Genomic DNA, 24,511 nt, shown 5'->3' with positions numbered 1-24,511 from the left:
CCCTTGCAAGGCATCAGCCTTGCTGCGCGCGGGCGCCTTGCATCCAGCCCCTTTGCGGGGCAACGCGACCCCTTGCATAGTGTCAACAGGCCCCAGACAGGGAGGCACTCTGGCCGCTGAGTTAGCGGAACGTGATCGAGGAAACGGCGCTTTCCATTTCGGTTGTGTCCTCACGCGACAGGCCCCGCGCTCTCGCTCGAGGCCCCGTGCGACATCGCTGCACAGGAGTGGTCCACGCTCCTGCACATCCCGCCAGACCGTCCACGCGGCTGATCCTGGCGGTGTGGTGAAGGCACACCCGAAATGGCGAAGCTGCGCGCCGATCCAGTGACGGCTGCGCCTCGCGGCAAGTTGTGGAAGAACATCGGCGGCATCCGGAGACACCACCGCCACGGCACGATCGCCGCGAACGCGAACCGCATCGGGATGCGGCGACGAAAAACAAAAAGGCCCGGAACCTTTCGGTGTCCGGGCCTCTGGTAAGAGAGCTGGGGAGGGCAAGCGCCTAAGCGCAACCTCCACCCGGTGGCAGTCGATCCTCGAATGCATCAACGCGCGCTTTCGCGTGGTTCGGCGAATGCATGGCGTACGAACGACCCAGATTCGTGGCGAGCGATGGCAGGTCGAATCCTTTGCTGAAACCCGCGCGCACGAGCGCCCGGCCCGAGACGGGTCGAATGCTGGAGAGTTGGCGTGCGGTGTTCACGATGGGACCTTGGTTGAAGCTGTCGCGCTTTGAAAAAGGGTGGGGGGATCGGGCCTCTCGCGGCCTGAGCCTGCGATTGCCTTGCACTGTAAATAGTCTTTACGAGGGCGTCAACAACCGGGACAATCTTTTTTTGTCTTGTTGTTGTTTTTGAACAGTGCCCAATCTCACCGTCGCACGCCGCCGCAATGTGCTCGCGCTGCATCGCCGCTTTCTCGAAGCGTCCGTGGCCGCCGGCCTGCCCGCCAAGGGGCTCGACCAGGCCTTCGCCCGGAAGATCGAGGTGTCGCCGAGCATGTGGAGCCAGATCAAGAGCGCGCGGCCGATCGGCGACAACCTCGCGCGGCAGATCGAGCGGCACTGCGAGGTCGAGGCCGGCTGGCTCGACCGGGAAGACCGCCCTTCGGAAGTGCCCGACGAGGCCGAGGAGCGCTTCGTCGCGCTGGCGCGCGAGGCCTGGCGCGCCGCCAATGCCAAGGGCAAGCGCGAACTCGCGGGCTGGCTCAAGAAGAAGATCGCCGAAGCTGCTGCACCCGTCGCTGCGGACAAGAAGTAACCCCGGAAGCTCAGGCCGCAAGCGCCGTCTCCATCGACTCCGGGTCGCCGTACTCCGCGGGGTACATCCCCCGCAACCACCACTCGACCCCGCTCAGCTGAGCCTCGAGCGACAGGCCATCGAGCGCCAGGGCCCGCAGCGCCCGCATCGAGCGGAAGCCGATCAGGCCATCGATGCCGCCGATGTCGTGCCCCAGGCGGATCAGGCCGCTCTGCAGGCGCGCCTCGTCGGCGTTGTGGATGAACAGGTCGTGCGGCAGGCCGGCCGCGAGGGTCGCGCTGGCGGCCATCGCGAGGTACGGCGTCCTGAACAGGCCCGCGGGCTTCGATGCATGCTGGTCGTACACGCGCTGATGGCTGCCGCGGCATTCGAAATGCCAGGCCTCGCTGAGCGCCGGGTCGGGCGTGCGGTGGATCGGCACCACGCCGAAGCCGCGCGCCAGCGCCCAGAACTCGGCCAGCGGCAGGCGCAGCGCGCCGAGGTCGACATCGAACGCGCGGCCGGCCTCGTGCATGCCGTCGCCCGTGCAGGCACCGAAGGACGATGGCCGGCCGGACTCGGCGGTCCGGTCATGGAACAGGTCGGACAGCAGCAGGCGACCGCCGCGGCACTCGACCTCCTTGCGGATGCCGGCGAGCGCGCGCCGCGTGTCGGGCGTGCACCAGGCCATCGGCCGCGACAGCGCGAGCCACTGGCCTGCCACCTTGTAGATCGAGGGCACATCGATCGAAACCAACCGTCCCGGCATGAGCGCTTTCTTTTTGGAAGACTGCAACGTGCCGTACGCGAGGCCCACGGGCCCCTCTGAACGGCATGCGGGGATTGGAGTTCATCGCCATGCCGCGCGCATGCCCCAATTGGGGGAGAACGCCGCGCAGCGCTACCGGAGGTCGACGCTCGGCCAGTCGAAGCGCTGCCGGGTCGTGCCCTCCTCGAGCACCAGCAGGTCGGTCGACAGCGCGGCCGTCCATCCCCCGGCGTGCCGCTCGAAACGCAGCAGGCCATAGCCCGATCCGCGCTGCGGCAGTTCGCCATCGATGGCCTCGAGGCGCAGCGTGCGGCCGCCCGGCAATGGCAGGGCCTCGTCGAGCCAGAGATCGCCGGGCGAGCAGTTGGCATAGGGCAGGGGCGCGTAGAAGGCCGGCGCGAGCATCACCGCACCGACGCGCTTGCCATCCACCGCGACCGCGCCCGAGAAGCTCAGGTGGTAGTCGCCCGAGATGCAGGCGAAGCGCCCCGGCACCGCGTCGGCCAGTTGGCCCAGCAGGTCGGCGCGTTCGGCCGGCGCGGCCTGCATCGAGTCGGGCGGACCGGGGTTCGCGGGATCGCAGCCCGGCACCAGCCCGGGCAGCAGCACGCTGCCCGTGAGCAGGCAATGGAAGGCGTCCGTGTGGCGGCCCTCCTCCACCCAGGCATGGAAGGCCGCGCGCGCTTCGTCCGACAGCGTGCGCGCGGCGACCGGCTTGCCCGGCTCGCTGTGCTCCGCCGCCTTGCGCCAGCGCCGCGTGTCGGCCACGAAGAAGCGCACGCCACCGCGCTCGTAGCGCGCGAAGCCGAAGCGGCGCATGCTCTCGGTGCCGTGCATCAGCTGGTAGGCGGTCAGCGCGCTTTTCGCGGCCCGCAATGCATGCTCCTCGCGCAACTGGCTGTAGCCGCAACGCGCGAGATGCGGCTTGAACAGCGAGCGGGCCAGCGGGTAGTTGTCCGTGAACTCGTGGTCGTCCACCGTGCACACCGACGGCACCCGCGCCAGCAGCTTCTGCAGCGCGGGCCGCGCGAAGGCCCGCTGGTGCCGGTCGGTGTAGCGCTCGACCGGGTTGGTCGAATCGATGATGCCGCCGGTCGCATCGGCATAGATCTGGTCGCCCAGCATGAACAGCATCTCGGGCCCGCCCGGCCCCAGCCTGCGCACCGTTTTCAACAGCCGCTCGAACGAGGCCGAGGCCGGCTCGCTGTCGAAGGAGAAGCCCGGGTAGCTGCAGCTGCCGATGGCGATGCAGAGCGCGCCGTCGCGCTCGGCCAGCATGCGTTGCCTGAGGCGGATCCAGCGATGCTCCGCCAGCGGCGCATTGCGGCGCTGGTGCGACAGCGAGGCGGGAAAGGGCCCACGCCCCACCTCGCGCTCGCGCAACGCCGCTTCGGCCGCGAAGCGGATCGAGCCCTGCAGCGCCATCAGCTCGGCCGCCTCCGCGGCGGCCGAGAACGCCACCGGCGGCCCCTCCGCGACCTCGTCGGGCAATCGCTGCAGCGGCCGGCTGGCGGTCCGTGCATCGAGCGCGGGTGCGTGCGAGACGCACTCGATGCGCGCCCGCTCGCACGCCCCGCCCTCGGGCAGCGGAATGCTGCCGCAGGCGACGCGGATCGCGCTGCTGCCGTCGGTGCGGCCCTGGGCGCTGCCGAGCACCCAGGGGCGCCGCGACGGCGGCAGCAGGAAGCCGTCGCGCGCCACCATCGGCGCGGGAAAGTCGACGATCTCCAGCGGCACCCGGTAGACGCGCTGCGCCAGATGCACGATGGCGCTGGCCGCCAGCCCGCGGCTCAGCAGCGCATCGGCGGCGGTGTCGTCGACCACGAAGGCCACGCGCACGCTGCGCGCCGGGCCCGGCGGCATGGCGCAGTACAGAGCGAGCTGCGGATCGACCTCCATCGGCTCGATCGGCCCGACCCAGGGGCCGGCGCGCGGAAAGCGCACCTCGTGGTTCGGATGCGGGCTCGCCGGCGGGAGCGCCTCGGCGCTCTCCGACGGAGAGAGGGCCGGGCCGTGCGCCTGCGCCTCCCAGGCATGGTTCAGCAAGGCGGCCAGCCGCTCGTAGGGACTGGCCTCGCCGCCGGCGCGATCCATCGCCGCCTGGCCGATCAGCGGATCGAGGTGGCCATAGCCCACGAGCAGGTCGCACATGTGCGGCGGCTGCCCGTCGGCCGCCTTGCCGAACAGCGGCACCCACTCGGGATGGATCTGCGCGAACTGCAGCGACGAGCGCAGCGCCCCTTCCTTGTCGAACAGCTCGTTCTCGCAGCCGTGCACGAAGCGCACCGGCAGCGCCATGTGGCGCGCGATCGCGCTGTCGTTGGCGTAGACGTTGAAGCCGTCCTCGCTGACCAGCCGCTCGTACTCCACGAAGCGCGCCGCATGCGCGAACACGCGCACCGAGGCGTTGCCGAACAGCTTGGGCAGTTCGCGGTGGGTCTTGGCGTTGAGGTTGCGGTGCTTGAACAGCTCGGCGTCGAGGAAGCGCACGCGCCTGCAGGTCGCGCAGTCGTCGTCGTGCGGCCGGCCCAGCGTGCCTTCGCCCGGGCAGTGCTCGCCGGGCGGCACCGGCAGCGCCGCGAACAGGCGATCGACCAGCGATTCGACCAGCGACTCCACCGGCCCGCGCACCGCCAGCGGCACCGTGGTGCGGCCCGCCAGGTTGCGGATGAAGGCCGGCAGCCAGGTCTTGCCCTGCGAGGAGCGCGAGCCCACCGTGAACAGGTGCGTCTGCGCGCTCACCAGGCCCGCGAGCTTCGGCAGCAGCGGGCGCACGCCCGTGGCCGACACGTAGCCGGCGCTCTCGATCGGATACGACAGCCGCCCCGCCAGCAGCGCCATCTGGAAGGCCGCCGCGCCGAGGCACTGGCCGAAGGCATGGAGCTGCAGCGGCAGCCCGGCCTCGGGACCGACGACCCGGTCGCGCTCGTTGCGCAGCAGGTCGAGCACGAAATCGACCGCCTGCGGAATGTCGATCATCGCGACCTGGTCCGCGGTGCCCGGCTCCTGCGAGGCCCGCGAGCGCGGGCTCAGCCGGGTGTCGAGCACCCAGACTTCCCAACCGAGGCCGTAGAGATACTCTGCAAAATTCTTCTTGGTGCCCTTGAAGGTGAAGGTGTGGCCCGACATGCCGAAGGCATGGGTCAGCAGCACCGAGCGCGCGCGCCGCACGGGGACGCCGCACCACGTTCCGCCCACGAATTCCGGCAGCCCGTCGGCGGCAGTCCGCCGGTAGCGCCACAGCCGGAGCTGCACGTTCTCCACCGCCTCGGTGCCGTCGTCGCTCGACGAGCGGCCGCGCCGCACCCACAACGAATGCGCCTGCGGATGGACGTCGCCCTGCGTGCTGCCGCAGGCCTCGCCACGCAGCTTCAGGTCCTCGGGGCTGGCGATGTCGACCAGCGGGCTGTCGCTGTAGTCGGGCAGCCGGAAGTCGAGCATGCGCGTCTGCAGCGCGAAGCGCGCGAGCAGCGCCGGATAGGCCACCAGCGTGCCCATCGCCGAGCTGGCGTCGGCGCCACCGAGCAGCTCGATCGGCGTGTCGCGCACCGCGCGCGCCACGTCGAAGGCGAAGTGCGCTTTCGCAGCGCGGTTGCGCCACGGCGACCACCAGGGCGCGGGCCGGTCGTCGGCATCGAGCGTGATGACCGGGCAGGTGAGCTGGGTGAACAGGTCGGGCCGCAGGTCGGCCGGCGTGACCTTGCCCGGCCGGTCGGCCTCCCACCCCCACTGCCACAGCCGCTGCGCGCCATGCACCACGAGCTGCGGCCAGCTCGCGGCATAGACGACCTCCTTGGTGCCGCGCAGCCGCAGGCGCCGGACCGGATCGGGCCGGGGGACGCCGCCGGGGCGCAGCGTCAGCCTGAGGTCGTATTCCACGTGCCGGATCTCGGTGGCGGCCCACCAGGCCCAGAACATGTTGCGGCTGCGCTCGAGCGTGATCTCGGTGTCGCCGCGCCGCCAGTCGAGATAACCGCGCAAGGTGAACCAGGTCAGCACCGTGCGCGGCAGGCTGGCGATGCGCCGCAGGGTCGCGAGCGGACCACCGGGCTCCACCGCGAGGATGGAGACCGCGCCGCCGCGGATCTTGTAGTTGACGAAGCGCTCGCTGGCCGGCCTGACATCGGGCGCCGCACCCTCGACCAGGGGTTCGAAACGCAGCAGCCCGCGCACGCCCGTGAAGCGATGCCGCGCATCGTTCCACAGCTGCTGCCAGTCGAAGGTGTGCATGCTGACCACCATGTCGCAGTCGGCCGTCGGCGTGCCCAGCATGCGTCGCAGCGGCCCCTGCAGCGGCAGCGCGCGGCACTCCAGCCGCTCGCGCGCACGGGCCTCGACCCGCATCGGTCCGGGCCGCGACCAGCCCGCGGTGGAGCGCGGCAGGCCGCGCTGCGGCACGGGCGTCGGCGTGGCAGTCGGGCCCGCGACTCGCAGTCCGGGGGCCAGGTGCGCCATCGCGCGTTCCGCCAGCGCGGTGATGGTCCACAGCGGATTGCAGCCCAGCGAGGTCGGAACGATCGAGCCGTCGAGCACGTGGAGGCCGTGCCAGAGCTCGTTGTCGCCGCGCCAGACCCGCCCCAGGTGGTCGACCACGCCCGAGTCGTGGTTGTCGCCCATCGGGCAGCCGCCGAGCGGGTGCACCGTCATCGCGAACGGGTCGGGCTTCGGCCCCGACAGCAAGGTGGCGGCGCCCGGCGGCAGCGCCTGCCAGGTCGGCAGGTGCATGTGCACGCCATCGCGCTTCGTGCCCGCGTCGAAGAAGCGCTGCTGCGCGGCGTAGGTGCGCGCCTCCTGCGGCCGCGGCCAGTAGGGCGCGATGCCGTCCATCTCGGGCACCCAGACCGCCCGCCCCTGCGAGCTGTCGTGGCCCATCGCCAGCAGCAGCTGGCTGTGGGCGGCGAGCTCGGGCGAGGCGGCCAGCGGATCGATGCCGTTGCCATGCGCGCGCGGCGCCGGTGCCCGCGCGCCGATGTGGCGCAGGGTCCAGGCGATGGCCAGCATCTCCTCGTACAGGCGCGACAGCGGGCCGGGCACTGCGCCGTCCTGCAGCATCACGCGGTCCTGCAGCGGCGGCCGGTCGTCGCCGCTGCCGCGCAGGTCGAGCAGCGTGGTGATCGTCGGCCCCACGGGCGGGCCGGCCTTGGCCTCGGGGATCGCGCCGCGGCCCACGTTGTTCACCGGCGTCTCGAGGTCGGCGATCACGCTCACGCTGTCGCCGTTCGCGCTCACGCGCGTGCCCAGCGTGGGCGACAGCGTGAAATGCTCGTGCACCTTCTGCGAACGCATCAGCAGCTCGGTGCTGCCGAAGGTGCCGGCCGCGACCACCACCAGCGCGGCCTCGAAGGTTCGGCCGTGCTGCTCCACCAGGTCGGCCATGTTGCGCAGGTCGCGGCTGCGTTCGGTCTCCACCGCGGTGAAGCGCCAGCGGCCGGTGTTGCGCTGCGGCTCGAGCGCGTAGACCGTGCAGCGGCTCACGAACTGCACGCCCCGCTCGCCCGCCTGCTTCAGGTAGGTGGTGGGCAGGGTGTGCTTGGCGCCGGGCGTGTTGCAGCCGGTGAAGCAGTCGCCGCAGTGGCTGCAGCGTGCCGGATCGATGGTCAGCTCCGCCGTGTGCACCCGTGGCGCGTGCTTACGCAGCGTCTTGTCGCGCTGCAGCGTCTCGCAGAGCTTCACCAGGGCCTGCGACTTGGGCAGCGGCTCGGCCTCGGCGCCGCTCGCGCTGCGGATCGAGAAGCGCGTGCCCTGCAGCTGTTCCTTGGCGCGCGCGAAGGCCGACGGCAGGCGCAGGCCGGGCTTGTCGTCGTCGAGCGCATGGCGGATCTGGGCCGGCCAGGCGGGCTGGGCGAAGACGTCGTCGTCGGGCCGCACCAGCACGCCGGCATTGATCAGGCTGCCGCCGCCGAAGCCGTTGGCCACCAGCGAGACCATGCCCGGTCCGGCGCGCCATTCGAACAGGCCGCAGGGGCTGCCCATCGGCCCTTGCGGGCCCTGGAAGCGCAGGTACTTGGGCAACTGGCCCACGTCGTTGGCGAATTCGCCCGGCAGGAACTCCGAGCCGCGCTCGAGCAGCACCACGCGCCGCCCGGCCTGCGCGAGCCGCAGCGCGGCCACGCTGCCGCCATAGCCCGAGCCGATCACGACGGCATCGAGCTGCAGCGGCTCGGGAGGCTTCCATTCGTCGAAGGGAATGGACAGCGGCTGCGCGGTGGGCGAGAACATGGGACGGCGGGAGCGAGAGAAAGGAAATCGTGGCCCGCCGACGGTGAGCCTGGGCGGTCGGGCTCAGAGCAAGGCGCGCACCTGTCTTGCCAGCTGGAGTTCGTCCACCGGTTTGTGCATCAGCGGCCGGCCGGTGCGGGTCGCCTGCTCGATGCGCCCGGGGGCCGTGTCGCCCGTGATGAAGACGATCGGCAAGTCGGGCGCATCGCGGCTGAGCCGCGCCGCCGTGGAGATGCCGTCCTCGCCGCCGCGCAGGCGCAGGTCGCACAGGCACAGCTGCCAGTTGCCGGGCGGCCCGAGGGCGAGCGCGGCATGCAGGCCGTCGGCGGTGTCGACGTCGGCACCCCAGGTCTGGAGCAGCGCGCTCAGGCTGTTGCTCACCATCTGTTCGTCGTCGATCACCAGCACGCGCCGGCCGCGCAGGTCGGGCATCGGCACCGAGGGGCGCGGACGCAGGTCGGATTCGTCGGGCGCGCGCGTGAACAGCGCGGGAATGGTCAGCGTGAACTTCGAGCCCTTGCCGGCCGCCGATTCCACCTTCACCTCGCCGCCGAGCATGTGGATCAGCCGGCGCACGATCGACAACCCGAGGCCGAGGCCGCGGGCCCGGTCGCGCTCCTTGTTGTCGACCTGGAAGAACTCCTCGAAGATCAGCGTCTGGTGCTCGCTCGCGATGCCCTGGCCCGTGTCTTCGACCTCGAAGCGGATCACCGGACCGACGATATGGGCGCGGATGGCGATCAGTCCCGAGGCGGTGAACTTCACCGCGTTGCCGACGATGTTGCGCAGCGCGCGCTCGAGCAGCACCGGGTCGGTCTGGGCCACGAAGGCACCGCCCTCCACCTCCACCCGCACGTTGCGCCCGGCCAGCATGGCGCGTGCCTCGGTGCCCTGGCGCGCCAGCATCTGGCCGATGTCGACCGCCTGCGCGCGCGGCTGCACCGCACCGGCGTCGAGGCGCGACATGTCGAGCAGGTTGTCGAGCAGGTCGCCCAACACGCGGCTGGCCTCGGCGATGCTGCGCGCGATCTGGCGCTGCTCGTCGGTCTCGGCGTTGTGCGTGAGCACCGCCGTGTAGAGCGCGAGCGCCTGCGCCGGCTGGCGCAGGTCGTGGCTGGCATTGGCCAGGAAGCGCGACTTCGACAGGCTCGCCTCCTCGGCCGCGTGGCGCGCCTCCACCGCCTTGCCGCGCTCCTCCTCGGCGATCACGCGCATCCGCTCGGCCTGCTCGCGCTGCGCGTCGGCCTCGAAGCGGATCAGCACCGAGCGCTCGAACACGCTCGCGAGGTAGGTCGAGAAACGCGCCATCACCACCGCGTACATCAGCAGCGACAGCACCACCGCCCAGGCGCGCGGGCCGCCGTGCAGCCCCCAGCCCAGCGCCACCAGCGGCACCCCGACCAGCAGGAAGCACAGGTAGCCGCGCGCGAACGAGGCATAGGTGGCGGCGCCGCCGGCCGCCGCGAGCAGCACGATCACGGTCAATGCGAGCCGCGACTCGTCGGGCAGCACGCCGAAGAACATCACGGGCAGCAGGCCGATCCAGATGCCGTTGATCAGCGCGATGTAGAAGAACTTGCGCAGCGCCGCGGCATCGCGCGGCTCGCGGTCGCTCAGCAGGCGCGCGCCCAGCCGCATGCGGTAGGCGTTGGCGCCGATGAACAGCGCCAGCCAGGCGCCGATCAGCACCCAAGAGACGTGCCGCGCCAGGATCGCGGAAACGAAGGAGCAGCCGACCAGCAGCCCGAGGACGGCGTTGCGCGACTGGGTCGCGAGCAACCCGACCTGCTCGGCGACCAGCGCCGCGGCCCGGTTCCTCATCCGGCTTCCATCGCGCGCCAGCCGAGGCGGGAGAGCTCGTACATGGCCTGGGTACGGCTGTGGACGTCGAGGATCTCGAACACCACCTTCAGGTGCGACTTCACGGTGGTGTCGGAGATGTTGAGCTCGCGCGCGATCGCCTTGTTCGACTTGCCGTGGGCCAGGCGCAGCAGCACTTCCTCCTGGCGCGGCGACAGCCGCAGGCTCGCGAGCCGGTCGGCCGGCGAGGGCTCGTCGGTGCGCGGCGGCTCGAGGCAGACCGGCGGCACGTAGATGCCGTCGTCGAGCACCACGCGCAGCGCCTGCATCATGGTCGCCGGGTCGAGCGACTTCTTGACGTAGCCCATGGCGCCATCGTCGATCGCGCGGCGCACCGTGTTGGGGTCTTCGTTGGCCGACAGCACGACCACCGCCTGCTCGGGGAACTGGCCGCGGAACAGGTGCAGCGAGTCGAGCTCGCGCATGCCGGGCATCTCGAGGTCGAGCAGCACGATGTCGAACGGGCCGTGCGTGCGCATGGCCGCGATCGCATCGTGGATGTCGGCGGTCTGGTGCACGCCGATCTTGGGATCGAGCGAGCGCAAAAGAAGTGCCACGCCCTCGCGCACGAGGCCGTGATCGTCAACCAGCAGAATTCTCATCAACCGTTCCCATTCATCTCCGCCTTATTTTCCCAGGCCCGGAATTGTGGGAGCAGTACGCTGGTAGTACAAGCAGGGGGAACTCCTCCTTTAGAGGGATCGACATTCCCCGGGGCTTAAGAAGGCAGCGCGCCCTTCAGGATCGCCGCGCGCAGGTCGGGCGGAATCTCGATCGCCCTGTGGGTTTCCAGCGAAGTGGTCACCAGCACCTGGCTGACCTGCATACGCACTTCGCCCGACACCGGCTCGAAGCAGCGCAGCCGCAGCGTCAGGGATCGCGAACCGAGCCGCTCGACCGAAAGCCCCAGCGCCACCCGGTCGCCCATGCGGCTCACGGCGCGGAAATCGGCCTCGAGCTTGACGGTCGGCAGGCCGACGCGGCGGCCGGTGACCAGTGCGTCGTAGCCGATGCCGAGTTCCTCGTTGACCCAGTCCTCGACCAGCCCGTTGAGCATCACGAAGTACTGCGGGTAGAAGACGATGCCGGCCGGATCGCAGTCCGAGAAGCGGATCAGCCGCGGCCGGCTGAATTCGGCGAAGCGCGCGGGCGTCTCGGCCATGGCTCAGCCCTCCTCGCCCGCGGGTTCGCTGCGCATCACGTGCACGCGCAGCTCGCCGAGCTGGGCATGCATCTGCTTGATGGTCTTCATGTCCAGGCCCGAGAACATCTCGAGGATCCACTGCTCGTGCTCGCTGGCCATCGCCTCGAAGCTGGTCCGGCCCTTGGGCGTGAGGCTCACGATCCAGGCCCGGCGGTCCTCGGGGCTGGGCGCGCGTGCCACCACGCCCTCGCGCTCCAGTTCGTCGGTGAGGCCGGTGACGTTGCCGCCGGTCACCATCAGGTAGCGCGAGAGCACGCGCATCTTCAGCCCTTCCTTGTGGCGGTAGAGCTGCGCCATGTAGTCGAAGCGCGCCAGCGAGATGCCGAAGCGCTCGCGCAGCCGGCGCCGGATCTCGGCCTCGATCTGGGTGGTGCTGGCCAGCATGCGCAGCCACAGCTTGAGGGCCGCATGGTCCTCGGTGCGCGCGCGCGCCTCGTGGCCCAGTTCCTCGGCGTCGCTCAGCGCGGCATGCGAGGCATCGTTGTGCTTCATGTGACCTCCCCGCCCGAGACCGAGATCGACTGCCCGTTGACCGAGGCGGCGCCCTCGCCGCACAGCCAGCGCACCGCGTCGGCCACCTCCGAGGGCTGCACGATGCGGCGCTGCGGATTCACGCTCGAGAACTCCGCCAGCGCGTCGGCCTCGCTGCGGCCGGTCTTGCCGACCACGTTGGCGACGCTGTTGCGCAGGATGTCGGTGTCGGTGTAGCCCGGGCAGACCGCGTTCACCGTCACGCCCTTGCGCGCCACCTCGAGCGCCAGCGAGCGCGTCAGCCCGATCACGCCGTGCTTGGCCGCGGTGTAGGCCGCGACGTAGGCATAGCCCTTCTGCCCCGCGGTGCTGGCGATGTTGACGATGCGGCCCCAGCCGGCCTCGAGCATGTCGGGCAGCGCCGCCTGGGTGCACAGGAAGCTGCCCGTGAGGTTGACCGACAGCATGCGCTGCCAGAGCTCGACCGAGGTCTTGAGGAAGGGCGCGCTCTCGGCCGCGCCGGCGTTGTTGACCAGGATCGCGAGCGGCCCGAGCGCGGCGCGCGCCTGCGCGAAGGCCTGCTGCACGGCCGCCGGGTCGGCCACGTCGGCCGCCACCACGCGGTGCGAGGCGGCGGCGGGCAGCGTGTCGGCCACGCGCTGCAGCGCCTCGCGGTCGCGCCCCAGCAGCGTGAGCACCGCGCCCTCGGCCGCGAGGGTGCGTGCGATCTCGGCGCCGATGCCGCGCGCGGCACCGGTGACCAGGGCGTGGCGGCCGGAAAGAGAATTTGCTTGCATGGCAATAATATTTAGTCCTAAACCATTCTAGCGTTTTGCCGCCCTGGGCCCCGGCCGCCGACTCAGGCGCGCCGCGCCGGCTGCCGGTCCCAGGTGCCGAGCGTCACGCCGCGCTCGCGCAGCTTGTACTTCTGGACCTTGCCGTTCTCGGTGCGCGGCAGGTCCTCGAGGATGTCGATGTAGCGCGGCACCGCGAAATACGGCAGCCGCGCCTCGCAGAAGGCCGCGAGCTCGGCGGGCGCCACCGCCGTGCCGGGGCGCGCGATCAGCGCCGCCATCACCTCGTCCTCGGCCAGCTCCGAGCGCACCGGGTAGACCGCCACCGCCGCCACGCCCGGATGGCTCAGCAGCACCTGCTCGACCTCGAAGGAGGAGATGTTCTCGCCGCGCCGGCGGATCGCGTCCTTGAGCCGGTCGACGAAGCGGAAGGCGCCGTCGGCGTCGCGCACCACGCGGTCGCCGGTGTGGAACCACAGGTTGCGCCAGGCCTCGACGGTCTTGGCCGGCAGGTTGAAGTAGCCGCTCGCGAAGGCATGGGGCTCGCTCGCGCGCAGCAGCAGCTCGCCGGCCTCGCCGTCGGGCAGCTCGACGTCGTGCGCGTCGGCCACGCGCGCCTCGAAGCCCGGGCGCACCCAGCCCATCACGCCGCCGCGCGGCGAATCGGGCGCGGTGCTGATGACGAAGTTGGTCTCCGTCGAGCCGTAGCCCTCGAGCAGCCGCACGCCCGTGCGCTCCAGGAAGCTCTGCATCGCATGCGCCGGCACGCCCGGGCCCAGGCCCACGCGTACCCGGTGCCCACGCTCGCCCGGTCCCTCGGGCTGGGCCAGCAAGATCGGCACCATCGCGCCCAGCAGGTAGACCACCGTGGCCTCGTGCGCGCGCATCGCCTCCCAGAAGCCCGAGGCCGAGAAGCGCGCCTCGAACACCACGCGGCAGCCGGTGATCGCGGCCTGCGCGAAGGTGTTGAGCGCATTGATGTGGAACAGCGGCAAGGTGGTGCACAGCACGTCGTCGGCGCCCACGCCGAGCACGGCCGCGCTGTTCACGCCCCACCAGTAGTACTGCGCATGCGGGCAGGTCACGCCCTTGGCCGGACCGGTGGTGCCCGAGGTGTAGAGGATCGCGAGCGTGTCGCCCGGCTGCACCTCGGCCGCGGCGATCGCTTCGCCCTCCGCCGGCCAGGCCTTCACCGCCACGCCCTCGAGCGCGATCTCGCCCTCGCCGATCACCCACACCGTGCGCAGCGCGGTGCGCGCGAGGTCGACGCCGGCCAGCCGGTCGAGGAAGGCGCTCTCGATCACCAGCAGCCGCGCCGCGCTGTCGGCCAGGAAGTATTCGATCTGCGGCGCCATCGAGGCGGTGTTGATCGGCACCATCGCAGCACCCAGCCAGCCGCAGCCGCCGAGCGTCTCGAGCACCTCGAGGCGGTTGCCGCTCATCAGCGCCACGCGATCGCCGCGCGCCACGCCCGCCGCGGCCAGCGCGCCGGCGCGCGATGCGGCGGCCGCGCGCGCATCGGCATGCGCCCATTGCCGTCCGGCGATCGACAGCAGCGGCTTGTCGCCGAACAGCGCCGCCTGCCGCTCGAGCATCGCCGGCAGCGTGCGTCGCGCGGGCGGCAGCGGGTCCGGCTCAGTCCTCATCGTGCGTGCCCCCGCCGAGGTAGGTGGCCTGCACGCGCGGATCGCAGGCCAGGTCCTGCGAGGCGCCATCGAGCGCGATCTCGCCGGTTTCGAGCACGTAGCCGTGGTCCGAACTCTCGAGCGCGGCGCGCGCGTTCTGCTCCACCAGCAGGATCGACACCCCGTCCTCGCGCAGCTTGCGCACGATCGCGAGGATGTCGCGCACGATCAGCGGCGCCAGCCCGAGGCTGGGCTCGTCGAGCATCAGCAGGCGCGGCGAGGACATCAGCGCGCGCCCCACGGCCAGCATCTGACGCTCGCCGCCCGAGAGCGTGTCGGCGCGCTGCGTGCGGCGCTCGGCCAGCCGCGGGAAGCGGTCGTACACGCCCTGCAGCCGGCTCTTGAGCACGCTGCCGCGCAGCCGGCGCGAGAAGGCGCCGAGCTGCAGGTTGTCGAGCACCGAGAGTTCGCCGAACAGCTCGCGCTTCTCGGGCACCAGGCACAGGCCGCGCTCCACGCGCGCCTCCACGTCGAGGCCATGCAGGTCCTCGCCCTCGAAGCGCAGCACGCCCTTGGAAGGCAGCAGGCCCATCGCGGCCGCGAGCAGCGTGGTCTTGCCGGCGCCATTGGGGCCGATCACCGAAACGATCTGGCCCGGCCGCATCGCGAGCGACACGCCGCGCACCGCATCGACCTGGCCATAGGAAACGTGCAGGTCGCCGATCTCCAGCATCGGGGTCGTCGTACTCATGCCACGCTCCCCAGGTACGCCGCCTGCACCCGCTCGTCGGCGCGCACCGCGGCCGGCGCGCCCTCCACCAGCTTGGCGCCGAAGTTCATCACCACCAGGCGGTCCACGAGTTTCATCACGAAGTCCATGTCGTGTTCGACGATCAGAATGGTCACGCCCTCGTCGCGCAGCTTGCGCAGCAACTCGCCCAGGGCCATCTTCTCCTTGCGGCGCAGGCCGGCCGCGGGCTCGTCGAGCACCAGCAGCACCGGGTCGGCCGCGAGCGCGCGCGCGATCTCGAGGATGCGCTGCGTGCCCAGCGGCAGGCTGCCCGCGAGCTCGTGCGCGCGGTCGCCCAGGCCGATGCGCTCGAGCTGGCGCTGCGCCTCCTGCAAGATCTGCCGCTCCTCCGCGCGATCGAGCCGCAGCCCCGCGCGCAGCACGCCCGAGCGCGTGCGCGAATGCGCGCCCAGCGCCACGTTGTCGAGCAGGCTCATCTGCGGGCGCAGCTTCACGTGCTGGAAGGTGCGCGCCAGCCCGAGCCGTGCCACCTCGCGCTGCGGCATGCCGGCGATGTCCTGGCCCAGGAAGCGCACGCTGCCCGAGCTCATCGGCAGGGTGCAGGTCAGCAGGTTGAACATGGTCGACTTGCCGGCGCCGTTGGGCCCGATCAGGCCCACGATCTCGCCGGCCGCCACGTCGAAGCTCACGTCGTTGACCGCCACCAGCCCGCCGAAGCGCTTGACCGCGCCCTGCACCGAGAGGATCGGCGCGCCGCGCGCCGGCAGCGCGCGGTGCGGCAGCGGTTCGACCGCCGCCAGCGGCGCCGCGGGTGGGCGCGCCGCGCCCGAGCCCTTGCGCCCGCGCAGCCGCCGCACGAAGCCCATCAACCCGCCGCGCGCGAAGTGCAGCAGCGCGATGAACAGCACCGCGAAGGCCACCGCCTCGAGCTGGCCGGCGCGCTGGGTGATCAGCGGCAGCACGTCCTGCAGCCCGTTCTTGAGCACCAGCACCAGGCCCGCGCCCACCAGCGCGCCGACCAGGCTGCCGAGACCGCCGGCCACCGCCATCAGCAGGTACTCGATGCTCGCGCGCACGTCGAAGGGCGAGGGGCTCACGAAGCGGTTCATGTGCGCATAGAGCCAGCCCGCGAGCCCGGCGAACAGCGCCGCCGTCACGAACAGCGACAGCCGCACGCGGTAGGCATCGGCGCCCACGCTCGCCAGCAGGGTCGCGCCGCCGCGCAGGCTGCGGATCGCGCGGCCGGGGCGCGAGCGCAGCAGGTTGTGGCTGAACAGGAAGGCCAGCCCGACGATCGCCCAGATCAGGTAGTACATGGCGCGCGGATCGGCCAGCGACCAGCCGCCGATGAACAGCGGCGGGATGTTCGACAGCCCGGTGTGGCGGCCCAGCGCGTCGACGTTGCCGAACAGCATGGCGATCGACAGCCCCCAGGCGATGGTCGACAGCGGCAGGAAGTGCCCGCCCAGGCGCAACGTGAGCAGCCCGATGGCCAGCGCCGAGAGGCCGGTCAGCAGCAGCGCGAACAGCAGGCCGATCCACGGCGAGTAGCCCTGCGTGGTGCTGAGCCAGGCCGTGGCGTAGGCCGCGATGCCGACGAAGGCCGCCTGCCCGAAGGAGGTGGCCCCGCCCACGCCCGTGAGCAGCACCAGCCCGAGCGCGACCAGCGCGCCGATGCCGATGTCATTGAGCAGCGAGACCGTGAAGCTGCCGAACAGCGCCGGCACCACGGCCAGCGCGGCGATCACCACGGCGCAGAGGATCATTGGACGGCGGTTCATTGGTCCACCTCCTCTTCTTCCTCTTCCACGTGCCGCGCCATGAACGAGCGCAGCATCAGCACCGGGATCAGCAGGCTGAACACGATCACGTCCTTGAGCGCGCCGCTCCAGAACGAGGCGAAGCTCTCGACCACGCCGACGGCCAGCGCGCCGATGGCGGTCATCGGGTAGCTCACGAGGCCGCCGATGATCGCGGCCACGAAGGCCTTCAGGCCGATGATGAAGCCCGAGTCGTAGTACATGGTGGTCACCGGCGCGATCAGCACGCCGATCAGTCCCGCCAGCAGCGAGGCGCAGCCGTAGGCCAAGAGCGCGGTGCGCGCGGGCCGGATGCCGACCAGCCGCGCGCCGACGCGGTTGACGGCCGTGGCGCGCAGCGCCTTGCCCATCACGGTGCGTTCGAACACCAGGAAGAACAGGCCGCTGAGCACGATCGCCGAGCTCACCATCAGGATCACCTGGCCGCTGACGGTGAAGCCGTCGCCCAGCGTGAGCGTGCCCGAGGCCAGCGGGCTGGTGCGCGAGCCTTCCGGCCCGAAGAACAGCAGGCCCAGGCCCGACAGCAGGAAGTGCAGCGCCAGCGAGACGATCAGCAGCACCAGCACCGAGGCATCGGCGATCGGCTGGAACACCACGCGCGCCAGCAGCGGCGCCACCGGCACCACCAGCAGCACCGACACCGCGAGCTGCACCGGCGCCGGCACACCCGCGCTCGCCGCGGCCCAGGCGATGGCGCAGGGCACCAGCGGCAGCACGCCCCAGGCCAGCACGGCCTTCGGAATGCGCCGCGCCTCGCCGCGCCGGATCAGGCTGCCGACCTCGGTCAGCACGGCCAGCGCCGCGAGCACGGCCACCAGGCCGATGGTCGGCGGCAGCTTGCCGGTCTCGAAGGCCGCCAGCGTCAGCGCGGCGAAGGCCGCGATGTCGCCGAAGGGCACGAAGACCACCCGGGTCACCGAGAAGATCAACACCAGGCCGAGCCCGGCCAGCAGGTAGATGGCCCCGTTAGCCAGCCCGTCGATGCCCAGGATGAGGGCCACGTCCCAGGTCATTGCACAGTCCTTCGCTTCGTCATCGCTCTCGCTTCTCGCTTGCTGTGGGTGGATGGAGGATCGGAGGCAGCGCGCTCAGGGGGCGAGCTTCCATTGACCCTTGTCGAGCTTCACGATCACGCGCGCGCGCTGGTCCACGCCGTAGAGATCGCCGGGCTTGAAGTTGTAGACGCCGTGCGTGCCCACGACTTCCCTGGTGCTGAAGATCGCGTCGCGCAGCGCGACGCGGAACTCGGGCGTGCCGGCCTCGGCCTTCGTGAGCGCGCGCGCCGCCGCGTCGGCGAACACCAGGTAGCCGTCGAAGGAATAGGCCGAGAAGGCGTCGCTGGTGGGCGCGTTGTTGACCTTCTGGAAGATGCTGCGGAACTCCAGGCCGATCTTGCGCGTGGGATGGTCGGCCGGCAGCTGCTCGGCGACGATGATCGGGCCCGTGGGCATCAGCGCGTCCTGTCCGGCGGCACCGACCACGCGCACGAAGTCGGGATTGATCAAGCCGTGCTGGCCATACACCTTGCCCTTGAAGCCGCGCTCCTGCAGCGCGAGAAAGGGCAGCGCGCCCGGCGTGCCGGCGCCGCCGGTCATCACGGCCTCGGGCTTCATCGCGAGCAGCTTCAGCACCTGGCCCGTGACCGAGGCGTCGGCGCGCGCATAGCGCTCGTTGCCCAGCACCTGGATGCCGGCGGCCGGCGCGGCCTTCATCAGCGCGTTGTAGACCAGGTCGCCCCAGGCGTCGGAGAAGCCGATGTAGCCGACCGACTTCACGCCGTCCTTCTTCATGCGCTCGACCACCGCGTCGATCATCAACTGCGTGGGCTGCGCCACCGTCATCACCCAGCCGTTCTCGGCCGGGTCGAGCAGGATCGGCGTGAGCCCGATCATCGGCACCTTGGCATCGCGCCCGACCTGCGCCATGGCGATCGCGGCCGGCACGCCCGAGGTACCCATCAGCACGTCGACCTTCTCCTCGTCCACCAGCTTGCGCGCATTGCGGCCCGCGGTGGTGGGGTCGGAGCCGTCGTCGAGCACGATCAGTTGCACCTTGCGGCCATTGATCTCGCCCTTGTAGGCCAGCGCGGCCTGCATGCCCTTGGCATAGGGCACGCCCAGCGAGGAGTTCGGGCCCGACAGCGACACGCTCAGGCCGACCTTGAGGTCGGCCGCGAAGGCGGCGGCGCCGAGGCCGGCGGCCAGCGCGAGCACGGCGGCGTGGCGAAGGGACTGCATCAAGCGGGTCATGTCGAAGCTCCTGGAGGAAAGGATGGAGAGTGGAACGAGGGAGGGAACTAGATGAAAAGCTGGATGGCCGGCAATGCCTGGCCCGGGTTGAGCAGGTCGACGCGCTTCTCGCGGATGCGCCAGCCGTCCTCGATGCGCACCAGTCGATGGCGGTAGCTGCCGGTGAGCAGCACTTGCGACTCGCCGCGTGCCTCGATGTAGATGAAAGGGGTCCGCAGCACGGCCTCGCCGCCTTCGTCGGCCTCCGGCACCGAACGCTGCAGCACATGCTGGCAATGGCTCGCGGGATGCTGCGAATGCGCGCGCGGGTTCTTCAGCCGGTCGACGCGCAGCTGCAGCAGCAGCCGGTCCTCGCAGGCGATGGCGTTGTGGCTGCGCGGATCGGCCTGCGCCGCGCCGAGCAGCGGCACCCAGTAGAGGCATTCGGCGTCGTACAGCGCGAGCCAGTCGTCGAAGCGGCGCGCGTCGAGCAGCGCGGCCTCCCGCACCACGAGGTCGATGGCATCGTTCATGCACCCTCCCCCTGCTCGCCCATGAACTTCGCCCAGGCGCGGAACTGGTTGCGCATCAGCAGCTCGTTGGTGCCGTTGGTCTCGGCCGTTCCCTGCGCGAGTTCGGCCGAATCGAAGTCGCGGTGCAGGCTCACCCACTCGTTGCCTTCGCCGCGCAGGCCCTTCTGCATGCTCTCGAACAGGTGCACGTCGTCGTGCGCCACCACCGACATCGGCGAGAACACGAGCCGGTTGTAGTTCATCGAGCGCTCCAGCAGCAGCTCGGGCGCGCCCTCGGCGCGGAAGCTCCAGGCCTCGATCAGGGTGCGATCGGCCGCGAGCGGGCGGATCACGCGGATCGCCTGCGGCGAGCCCTTGACCGAGAGGCTGGGGAACAGCACCGAGTTCTGCGGCGAACGCTGCAGGATCTCGGTCGCGCGCTCCTCGCCGTGCGCGGCGCGCATCGCGGCCTCGTAGCCCGGCAGCTGCGCATAGTTCGAATGGATGCTGAAGTGGATGCCCAGCACGCTGTGGCCGTTGGGATAGACGCGACCGCCCATGCGGTCGAAGAAGTCGTAGCCCGCGCCGAAGGGCAGGATCTGCTCCATCGCCATCGGCTTGGCCGCATCGGGCTCGGCCGCCGTGATGCCGGCCCACAGGCCCTCGGCCGCGGCGGTGGCCGACTCGTGCGTCGACATCGGATGCACCGTGTCGTTGATGTTCTCGAGGTACATCTTCCAGTTGCAGTGGACGATGTTGCGCAGCACGCCGCCGGCCACCGTGAGCCGGCCCTCGGGCGAGCGGTCGACCATGTTGTCGATGGCATGCAGCACGCCGCCGAAATAGTCCTCGAAGCTCGGGCCTTGCGGCGACAGGCGCACGAACACGAAGTCGCGGTAGACCGCGAGGCCCGCCACGGGCGAGAGCCCGCGCCCCGACTCGCACTGCGCGAGCCCGGTGTTCTCGTAGCCCGACTTCAGCGGCAGCGCGAGCGGCGCGCCGTCGAGCTTGTAGGTCCAGGCGTGGTAGGGGCAGCGAAAGAACTTGCCGGCGTTGCCACGCTCGTCGCTCACGAGCTGGCTGCCCTTGTGGGCGCAGCGGTTGTAGAACACGCGCAGCGCGCCATCGGCCTGCCGCACCATCACCAGCGGCCGGCCTGCGAGCTCGAGCGTGCGGTAGTCGCCGGCCCGCGGCACCTCGCTCGCATGGCCCGCGAACAGCCAGGTGCGCGCGAAGAAGCGCTCCTGCTCGAGCGCGAACAGCTCCTCGCTCAGGTAGACGTCGCGGTGCACGCGCCGGTCCTCGACCAGCGCGCGGATCGCCTCGGGGTGTTCGCGGTAGCGGCTCATGGCGTGCGTCAGGTGCGGGCGCTCAGGGCACCAGCTTCCACTGGCCCTTTTCCATGCGCACGATCACCACCGCGCGCTCGTCCGAGCCGTAGCGGTTGTCGGGCTTGAAGTTGTAGATGCCGTGCGTGCCGACCAGCTCCTTGGTGCTGTTGATGGCATCGCGCAGCGACGTGCGGTAGGCCGGCGTGCCCGGCTCGCCCTTGGCGCGCGCCGCGGCATTGGCCAGCAGCAGGTAGGCGTCGTAGGTGTACGACGAGAAGGCATCGACCGGTGCCGCGCCGTGCGCTTTCTGGTAGGCCGCGCGGAAGTCCATCGACACCTTGCGGATCGGGTTGACCGCATCGAGCTGCTCGGCCACCAGCACCGGGCCGCTGGGCACCTGCAGGCCCTCGATGGACTTGCCGCCCACGCGCACGAAGTCGGCGTTGATCAGGCCGTGCGTGCCGTAGATCTGGCCCTTGTAGCCGCGCTCGGCCAGTGCCAGGTAGGGCAGCGCGCCGGGCGTGCCCGAGTTGCCCGCGAACACCGCGTCGGGCTTGGCGGCCACGATCTTCAGCACCTGCCCGGCCACCGAGGAGTCGCTGCGCGCATAGCGCTCGTTCGCCACCACCTTGATGCCGGCCGCGGCCGCGCTCTTCATCAGCGAGTCGTAGGCGAGGTCGCCGAGCGCATCGGAGAAGCCGATGAAGGCCACCGACTTCACGCCGGCGTGCTGCATGCGCTTGACCACCGCCGCCACCATCAGCTCGAAGGGCTGCGAGACCGAGACGGTCCAGACGTTCTCCGGCCCCGGCAGCGACACCGGCGTGGGCGAGATCAGCGGCGTGCCGAGCTCGCGCGCCACCGCCGCGATCGCCATCGCGCCGGGCACGCCCGAGGTGCCGATCAGCACGTCGACCTTGTCCTCGGTCACCAGCTTGCGCGCGTTGCGCCCGGCGGTGGTGGGATCGGAGGCGTCGTCGAGCACGATCAGCTCGACCTTGTGGCCGGCGATGGTCGGCTGCTGCGCGAGCGCGGCACGGATGCCCTTCTCGTAGGGAATGCCGAGCGCCGAGACCGGGCCCGAGAGCGAGCTGATGACGCCGACCTTGAGGTCGGCGGCGGCGGCGCCGGCGACCATGCAGGCGGCCAGCACGGCGGTGGCCAGGCGGGGGAAGAGATGGGTCACGGGGGTGGTCCTTTCTGGGGCGGGTCAGTAGCGCAGCGTGCGCGTGGATTCGAGGTCGGCGTCGAGCTGCGCCGGGGTGAGCCGCTCCGGCTTGCAGCCGAAGTCCTGGAACAGCGCGAGCTGGTCGCCGTAGTGCTTGTCGATCCGGCCGGCCGGATCGACGAAGCCGCTCTGGCCCGGCGCGGCCACCGAGCACATGCCGACCGCGCCCGGGCGCAGCACCACGCGGTAGCTCAGCGTGCCGCGGTTCATGTAGGGGCTGGTCTCGGGCTGCTCGTCGGCACCGGCCCAGGGCACGCCGATCGCGTTGATGCTGGAGAAGCGGTGCCGCACCACGGGCGTGGTCCAGCGCGCCATGTCCGGGCCGCGCGCGGCGGACAGCTCGGCCACCGCGTCGGCCAGCGCCGCGCGCACCAGCGCCTGCGGGTCCTGCCCATGCAGGAAGTCGATGCGCTGCGGCACGCCCGAGGCCGGGCCCGCGAGCGCATTCCAGATCAGCTTGGACACCGCGGCCGGTTGCACGCTGCCCGGCGAACCGCGTGGCGTGAGCGTGGGATAGCCAAGGTTGGCGTAGTTCGCGAGCACCGGCGCCGGCAGGTCCTGCGACAGCAGCCGGCGCCCCATGGCGGCGAGCCAGGCGCGCAGCACGGTGGTGGCATTGTCGGCATAGACCGCGTCGCCGGGCGCGGCCCGGTTCTTGAAGTCCCAGCGCGCCAGCAGGTCGGCCGCACGGCGCGCCGGATCGTTCTGCGGCAGCCGCGCCGCGGCCTCGACGATCTTCGGCACGAAGTAGCGCGCGTTGAGGTCGGCCAGCGCGGCGTTCTCGTTCACGCGCCAGACCTGGTCGGCGTCGAGCCTCGCGTCGCCCTGCAGCTGCGCATGGATCTCCGCCACGCGGTCGACATGCGAGAAGTTCGCGCCGTCGGCACGCAGGCCCGCGGCGATCTGGTTGTTCCAGCTCGCGAGATAGCCCTGCGCCGGATTGAAGCTGCGCGGATTGGCCTCGAAGGGCAGCAGGCCCTGCCACTCCATGCTGCCGTCGCCGCGCGCGGGAAAGCGGATGTCCTGCGTGGCCGGCCGGCGCGGCTGGCTGCCCAGGCCGGCGACACCGATGTTGCCCGCCACGTCGGCATAGAACCAGGTGATGGAGGCGCTGACCCGCGCGCCCTGCGCGAGGAACTGCGGCCAGTCGCGCGCGCGGGCCGCCTGGGCCCAGCCCAGCATGGTCTCGACCTCGCGGCCCTGCCAGCTGCTGCGCACGGTGTAGGCGCGCTGGTTCGGCAGGTCCCAGCTCTGCACGAAGCCGTGCACGGTCGAATGGACCTCGATGCGGCGCGGCGCCTCGCCCTTGACGCGGATCTCGTCGACCCGCCGCGCCATCGGCCGCCAGGCGCCCTCGTAGCGGTAGCGGTAGCGGTCGGTGGGCGAGAGCTCTTCCTGGTAGCTGTCGTTGGTGTCCAGCGAGCCCACGGTCGAGCCCCAGGCGATCGTGCCGTTGGTGCCGAACAGCACCGGCAGCAGGCCCACGGGCGTGAGGCCGGTCAGGTCGTAGCCCGCGCCGTGCAGGCCGATGCCATGCACGAAGGACGGGTTGTTGAAGCCCTGCTGCGGCCCGTTGTAGAGCACCGCCACGCCCTCGCGGGTGCGGCCGGGCCCGAGCACCCAGGCATTGCTGGCGGTCGGCATCTGCTCGGCCGCGGCCAGGCCCAGGCGCGCGACCTGCGTCGCGCGGAAGTCGGCGGCCGCCGTGGGCGACAGCGGCGCGAGCGCCGCGTCGCCAGGCTCGGCGCGCGCGCTCGTGCGCGGGGCCGGGACGCCGCGCGGCACGATGGTGGGCGCGGTCGGATCCTCGAGCCAGCGCAGCTGCTCGTAGAGCTGCAGGCCCGCGGCATCGCCGCGCGCCACCTTGAGCTGCTGCAGCAGCGAGAGGTTCGCGACCTCGGCCGTGCCGGCGAAGAAGCGGTTGAGGATCAGCCCGATCCAGACCAGCGCCACGTCGTCGGCGGACCAGGCGGTGGGCGCGAAGCCGTTGTCGATGAACTGGCGCGGCATCAGCCGCGCGCGGTCGGCCAGCACTTCGCGGATGCGTGCGTTGACGCCGGCCGCGTAGCCCTCGAACAGGGCGCGGTCGTCGGCGCCCAGCGCATCGATCTGGCGCCGGATGCTCGCTGGGTCGATGTTCGAGCGCGTGGCGGTGTCGACCGCCACGTAGTCGGGCCCGAGCACCTCGGCCACGCTGCCGTTGCCCGAGCGCCTGGCCATCTCGAGCTGGTAGAGCCGGTCCTCGGCCACCGCGTAGCCGAAGCCGTAGAACAGGCCGTAGGTGGTGCCGGCGTAGACGTGCGGCACGCCGTGTCCGTCGCGCTTGATCGTGACCTCGCCGGCCGGCGGCGCCTGCGTGGCGCAGCCGGCCAGCCAGGCCGCGGCCAGCAGCGCGCCGGCCACGGTCCGGGCGCGCGGGCGGTGCGAAGCGATGGCGTTCATCGGCGAGGCGGGCCGC

General features: G+C 71.3%; 17 protein-coding genes. 1 reads left to right on the top strand and 16 read right to left on the bottom strand.

Annotation, left to right across the window (positions count from 1 at the left end; all coding sequences use genetic code 11):
• The first annotated feature begins 863 nt into the window (after positions 1 to 863).
• Positions 864 to 1,262 carry a hypothetical protein gene (locus AC07RM_RS29845; protein WP_093349002.1) on the top strand — a complete coding sequence of 133 codons (399 nt, stop codon included), beginning with the start codon at positions 864 to 866 and terminating at the stop codon, positions 1,260 to 1,262.
• Between the two features lie 10 nt (positions 1,263 to 1,272).
• Here AC07RM_RS29845 and AC07RM_RS29840 read toward each other — a convergent pair whose 3' ends face one another.
• The 16 genes from AC07RM_RS29840 to AC07RM_RS29765 all read right to left on the bottom strand — a co-directional run bounded on the left by AC07RM_RS29840 (position 1,273) and on the right by AC07RM_RS29765 (position 24,495).
• Positions 1,273 to 2,010, bottom strand: a complete 738-nt coding sequence (locus AC07RM_RS29840) for a hypothetical protein (RefSeq protein WP_495336811.1) — start codon at positions 2,008 to 2,010, stop codon at positions 1,273 to 1,275.
• Positions 2,011 to 2,142: 132 nt separating this feature from the next.
• Positions 2,143 to 8,229, bottom strand: a complete 6,087-nt coding sequence (locus AC07RM_RS29835; RefSeq protein ID WP_495336810.1) for an alkaline phosphatase D family protein — start codon at positions 8,227 to 8,229, stop codon at positions 2,143 to 2,145.
• A 63-nt stretch (positions 8,230 to 8,292) separates the two neighbouring features.
• On the bottom strand, positions 8,293 to 10,050 hold the full coding sequence (locus AC07RM_RS29830; protein WP_093348994.1) for an ATP-binding response regulator: 1,758 nt from the start codon (positions 10,048 to 10,050) through the stop codon (positions 8,293 to 8,295).
• Positions 10,047 to 10,691, bottom strand: a complete 645-nt coding sequence (locus AC07RM_RS29825) for a response regulator (protein WP_064262281.1) — start codon at positions 10,689 to 10,691, stop codon at positions 10,047 to 10,049. Before AC07RM_RS29825 ends, AC07RM_RS29830 begins: the two co-directional genes overlap by 4 nt.
• 116 nt (positions 10,692 to 10,807) lie before the next feature.
• A complete protein-coding gene (locus tag AC07RM_RS29820) occupies positions 10,808 to 11,251 on the bottom strand; it encodes an acyl-CoA thioesterase (protein WP_495336809.1) in 444 nt (147 codons plus the stop codon).
• 3 nt (positions 11,252 to 11,254) lie between these two features.
• Positions 11,255 to 11,785 carry a MarR family winged helix-turn-helix transcriptional regulator gene (locus tag AC07RM_RS29815; protein WP_093348989.1) on the bottom strand — a complete coding sequence of 177 codons (531 nt, stop codon included), beginning with the start codon at positions 11,783 to 11,785 and terminating at the stop codon, positions 11,255 to 11,257.
• Positions 11,782 to 12,561: an SDR family NAD(P)-dependent oxidoreductase gene (locus AC07RM_RS29810; protein WP_057590612.1), complete on the bottom strand. Its 780-nt coding sequence runs from the start codon at positions 12,559 to 12,561 to the stop codon at positions 11,782 to 11,784. Before AC07RM_RS29810 ends, AC07RM_RS29815 begins: the two co-directional genes overlap by 4 nt.
• 62 nt (positions 12,562 to 12,623) lie before the next feature.
• The gene (locus AC07RM_RS29805) at positions 12,624 to 14,204 is read right to left on the bottom strand and encodes an ATP-dependent acyl-CoA ligase (protein WP_495336808.1); all 1,581 of its coding nucleotides are present in this window, start codon (positions 14,202 to 14,204) and stop codon (positions 12,624 to 12,626) included.
• Positions 14,194 to 14,934, bottom strand: a complete 741-nt coding sequence (locus AC07RM_RS29800; RefSeq protein ID WP_495336807.1) for an ABC transporter ATP-binding protein — start codon at positions 14,932 to 14,934, stop codon at positions 14,194 to 14,196. The genes AC07RM_RS29805 and AC07RM_RS29800 overlap by 11 nt, the downstream gene beginning before the upstream one ends.
• Positions 14,931 to 16,715: a branched-chain amino acid ABC transporter ATP-binding protein/permease gene (locus AC07RM_RS29795; protein WP_495336806.1), complete on the bottom strand. Its 1,785-nt coding sequence runs from the start codon at positions 16,713 to 16,715 to the stop codon at positions 14,931 to 14,933. Before AC07RM_RS29795 ends, AC07RM_RS29800 begins: the two co-directional genes overlap by 4 nt.
• Positions 16,712 to 17,767 carry a branched-chain amino acid ABC transporter permease gene (locus AC07RM_RS29790; RefSeq protein ID WP_093348977.1) on the bottom strand — a complete coding sequence of 352 codons (1,056 nt, stop codon included), beginning with the start codon at positions 17,765 to 17,767 and terminating at the stop codon, positions 16,712 to 16,714. Before AC07RM_RS29790 ends, AC07RM_RS29795 begins: the two co-directional genes overlap by 4 nt.
• A gap of 75 nt (positions 17,768 to 17,842) precedes the next feature.
• Positions 17,843 to 19,003 (bottom strand): ABC transporter substrate-binding protein, encoded by a 1,161-nt coding sequence (locus AC07RM_RS29785; RefSeq protein WP_057590617.1) that lies wholly within the window; start codon positions 19,001 to 19,003, stop codon positions 17,843 to 17,845.
• 47 nt (positions 19,004 to 19,050) lie between these two features.
• Positions 19,051 to 19,515, bottom strand: coding sequence for an aromatic-ring-hydroxylating dioxygenase subunit beta (locus AC07RM_RS29780; protein ID WP_495336805.1), 465 nt, complete (start codon positions 19,513 to 19,515; stop codon positions 19,051 to 19,053).
• Positions 19,512 to 20,843, bottom strand: a complete 1,332-nt coding sequence (locus AC07RM_RS29775; protein WP_495336804.1) for an aromatic ring-hydroxylating dioxygenase subunit alpha — start codon at positions 20,841 to 20,843, stop codon at positions 19,512 to 19,514. Before AC07RM_RS29775 ends, AC07RM_RS29780 begins: the two co-directional genes overlap by 4 nt.
• A gap of 22 nt (positions 20,844 to 20,865) precedes the next feature.
• Positions 20,866 to 21,963 carry an ABC transporter substrate-binding protein gene (locus AC07RM_RS29770; RefSeq protein ID WP_495336815.1) on the bottom strand — a complete coding sequence of 366 codons (1,098 nt, stop codon included), beginning with the start codon at positions 21,961 to 21,963 and terminating at the stop codon, positions 20,866 to 20,868.
• A gap of 72 nt (positions 21,964 to 22,035) precedes the next feature.
• Complete coding sequence (locus tag AC07RM_RS29765) at positions 22,036 to 24,495, bottom strand: penicillin acylase family protein (RefSeq protein ID WP_495336803.1); 2,460 nt, start codon at positions 24,493 to 24,495, stop codon at positions 22,036 to 22,038.
• Positions 24,496 to 24,511 lie beyond the last annotated feature (16 nt).

The sequence above is a fragment of the Variovorax sp. GW821-FHT09B05 genome (genome assembly GCF_059418265.1).
Note: the sequence above shows the minus strand (reverse complement) of the source record. Positions and strands in the feature narration are given on the sequence as shown.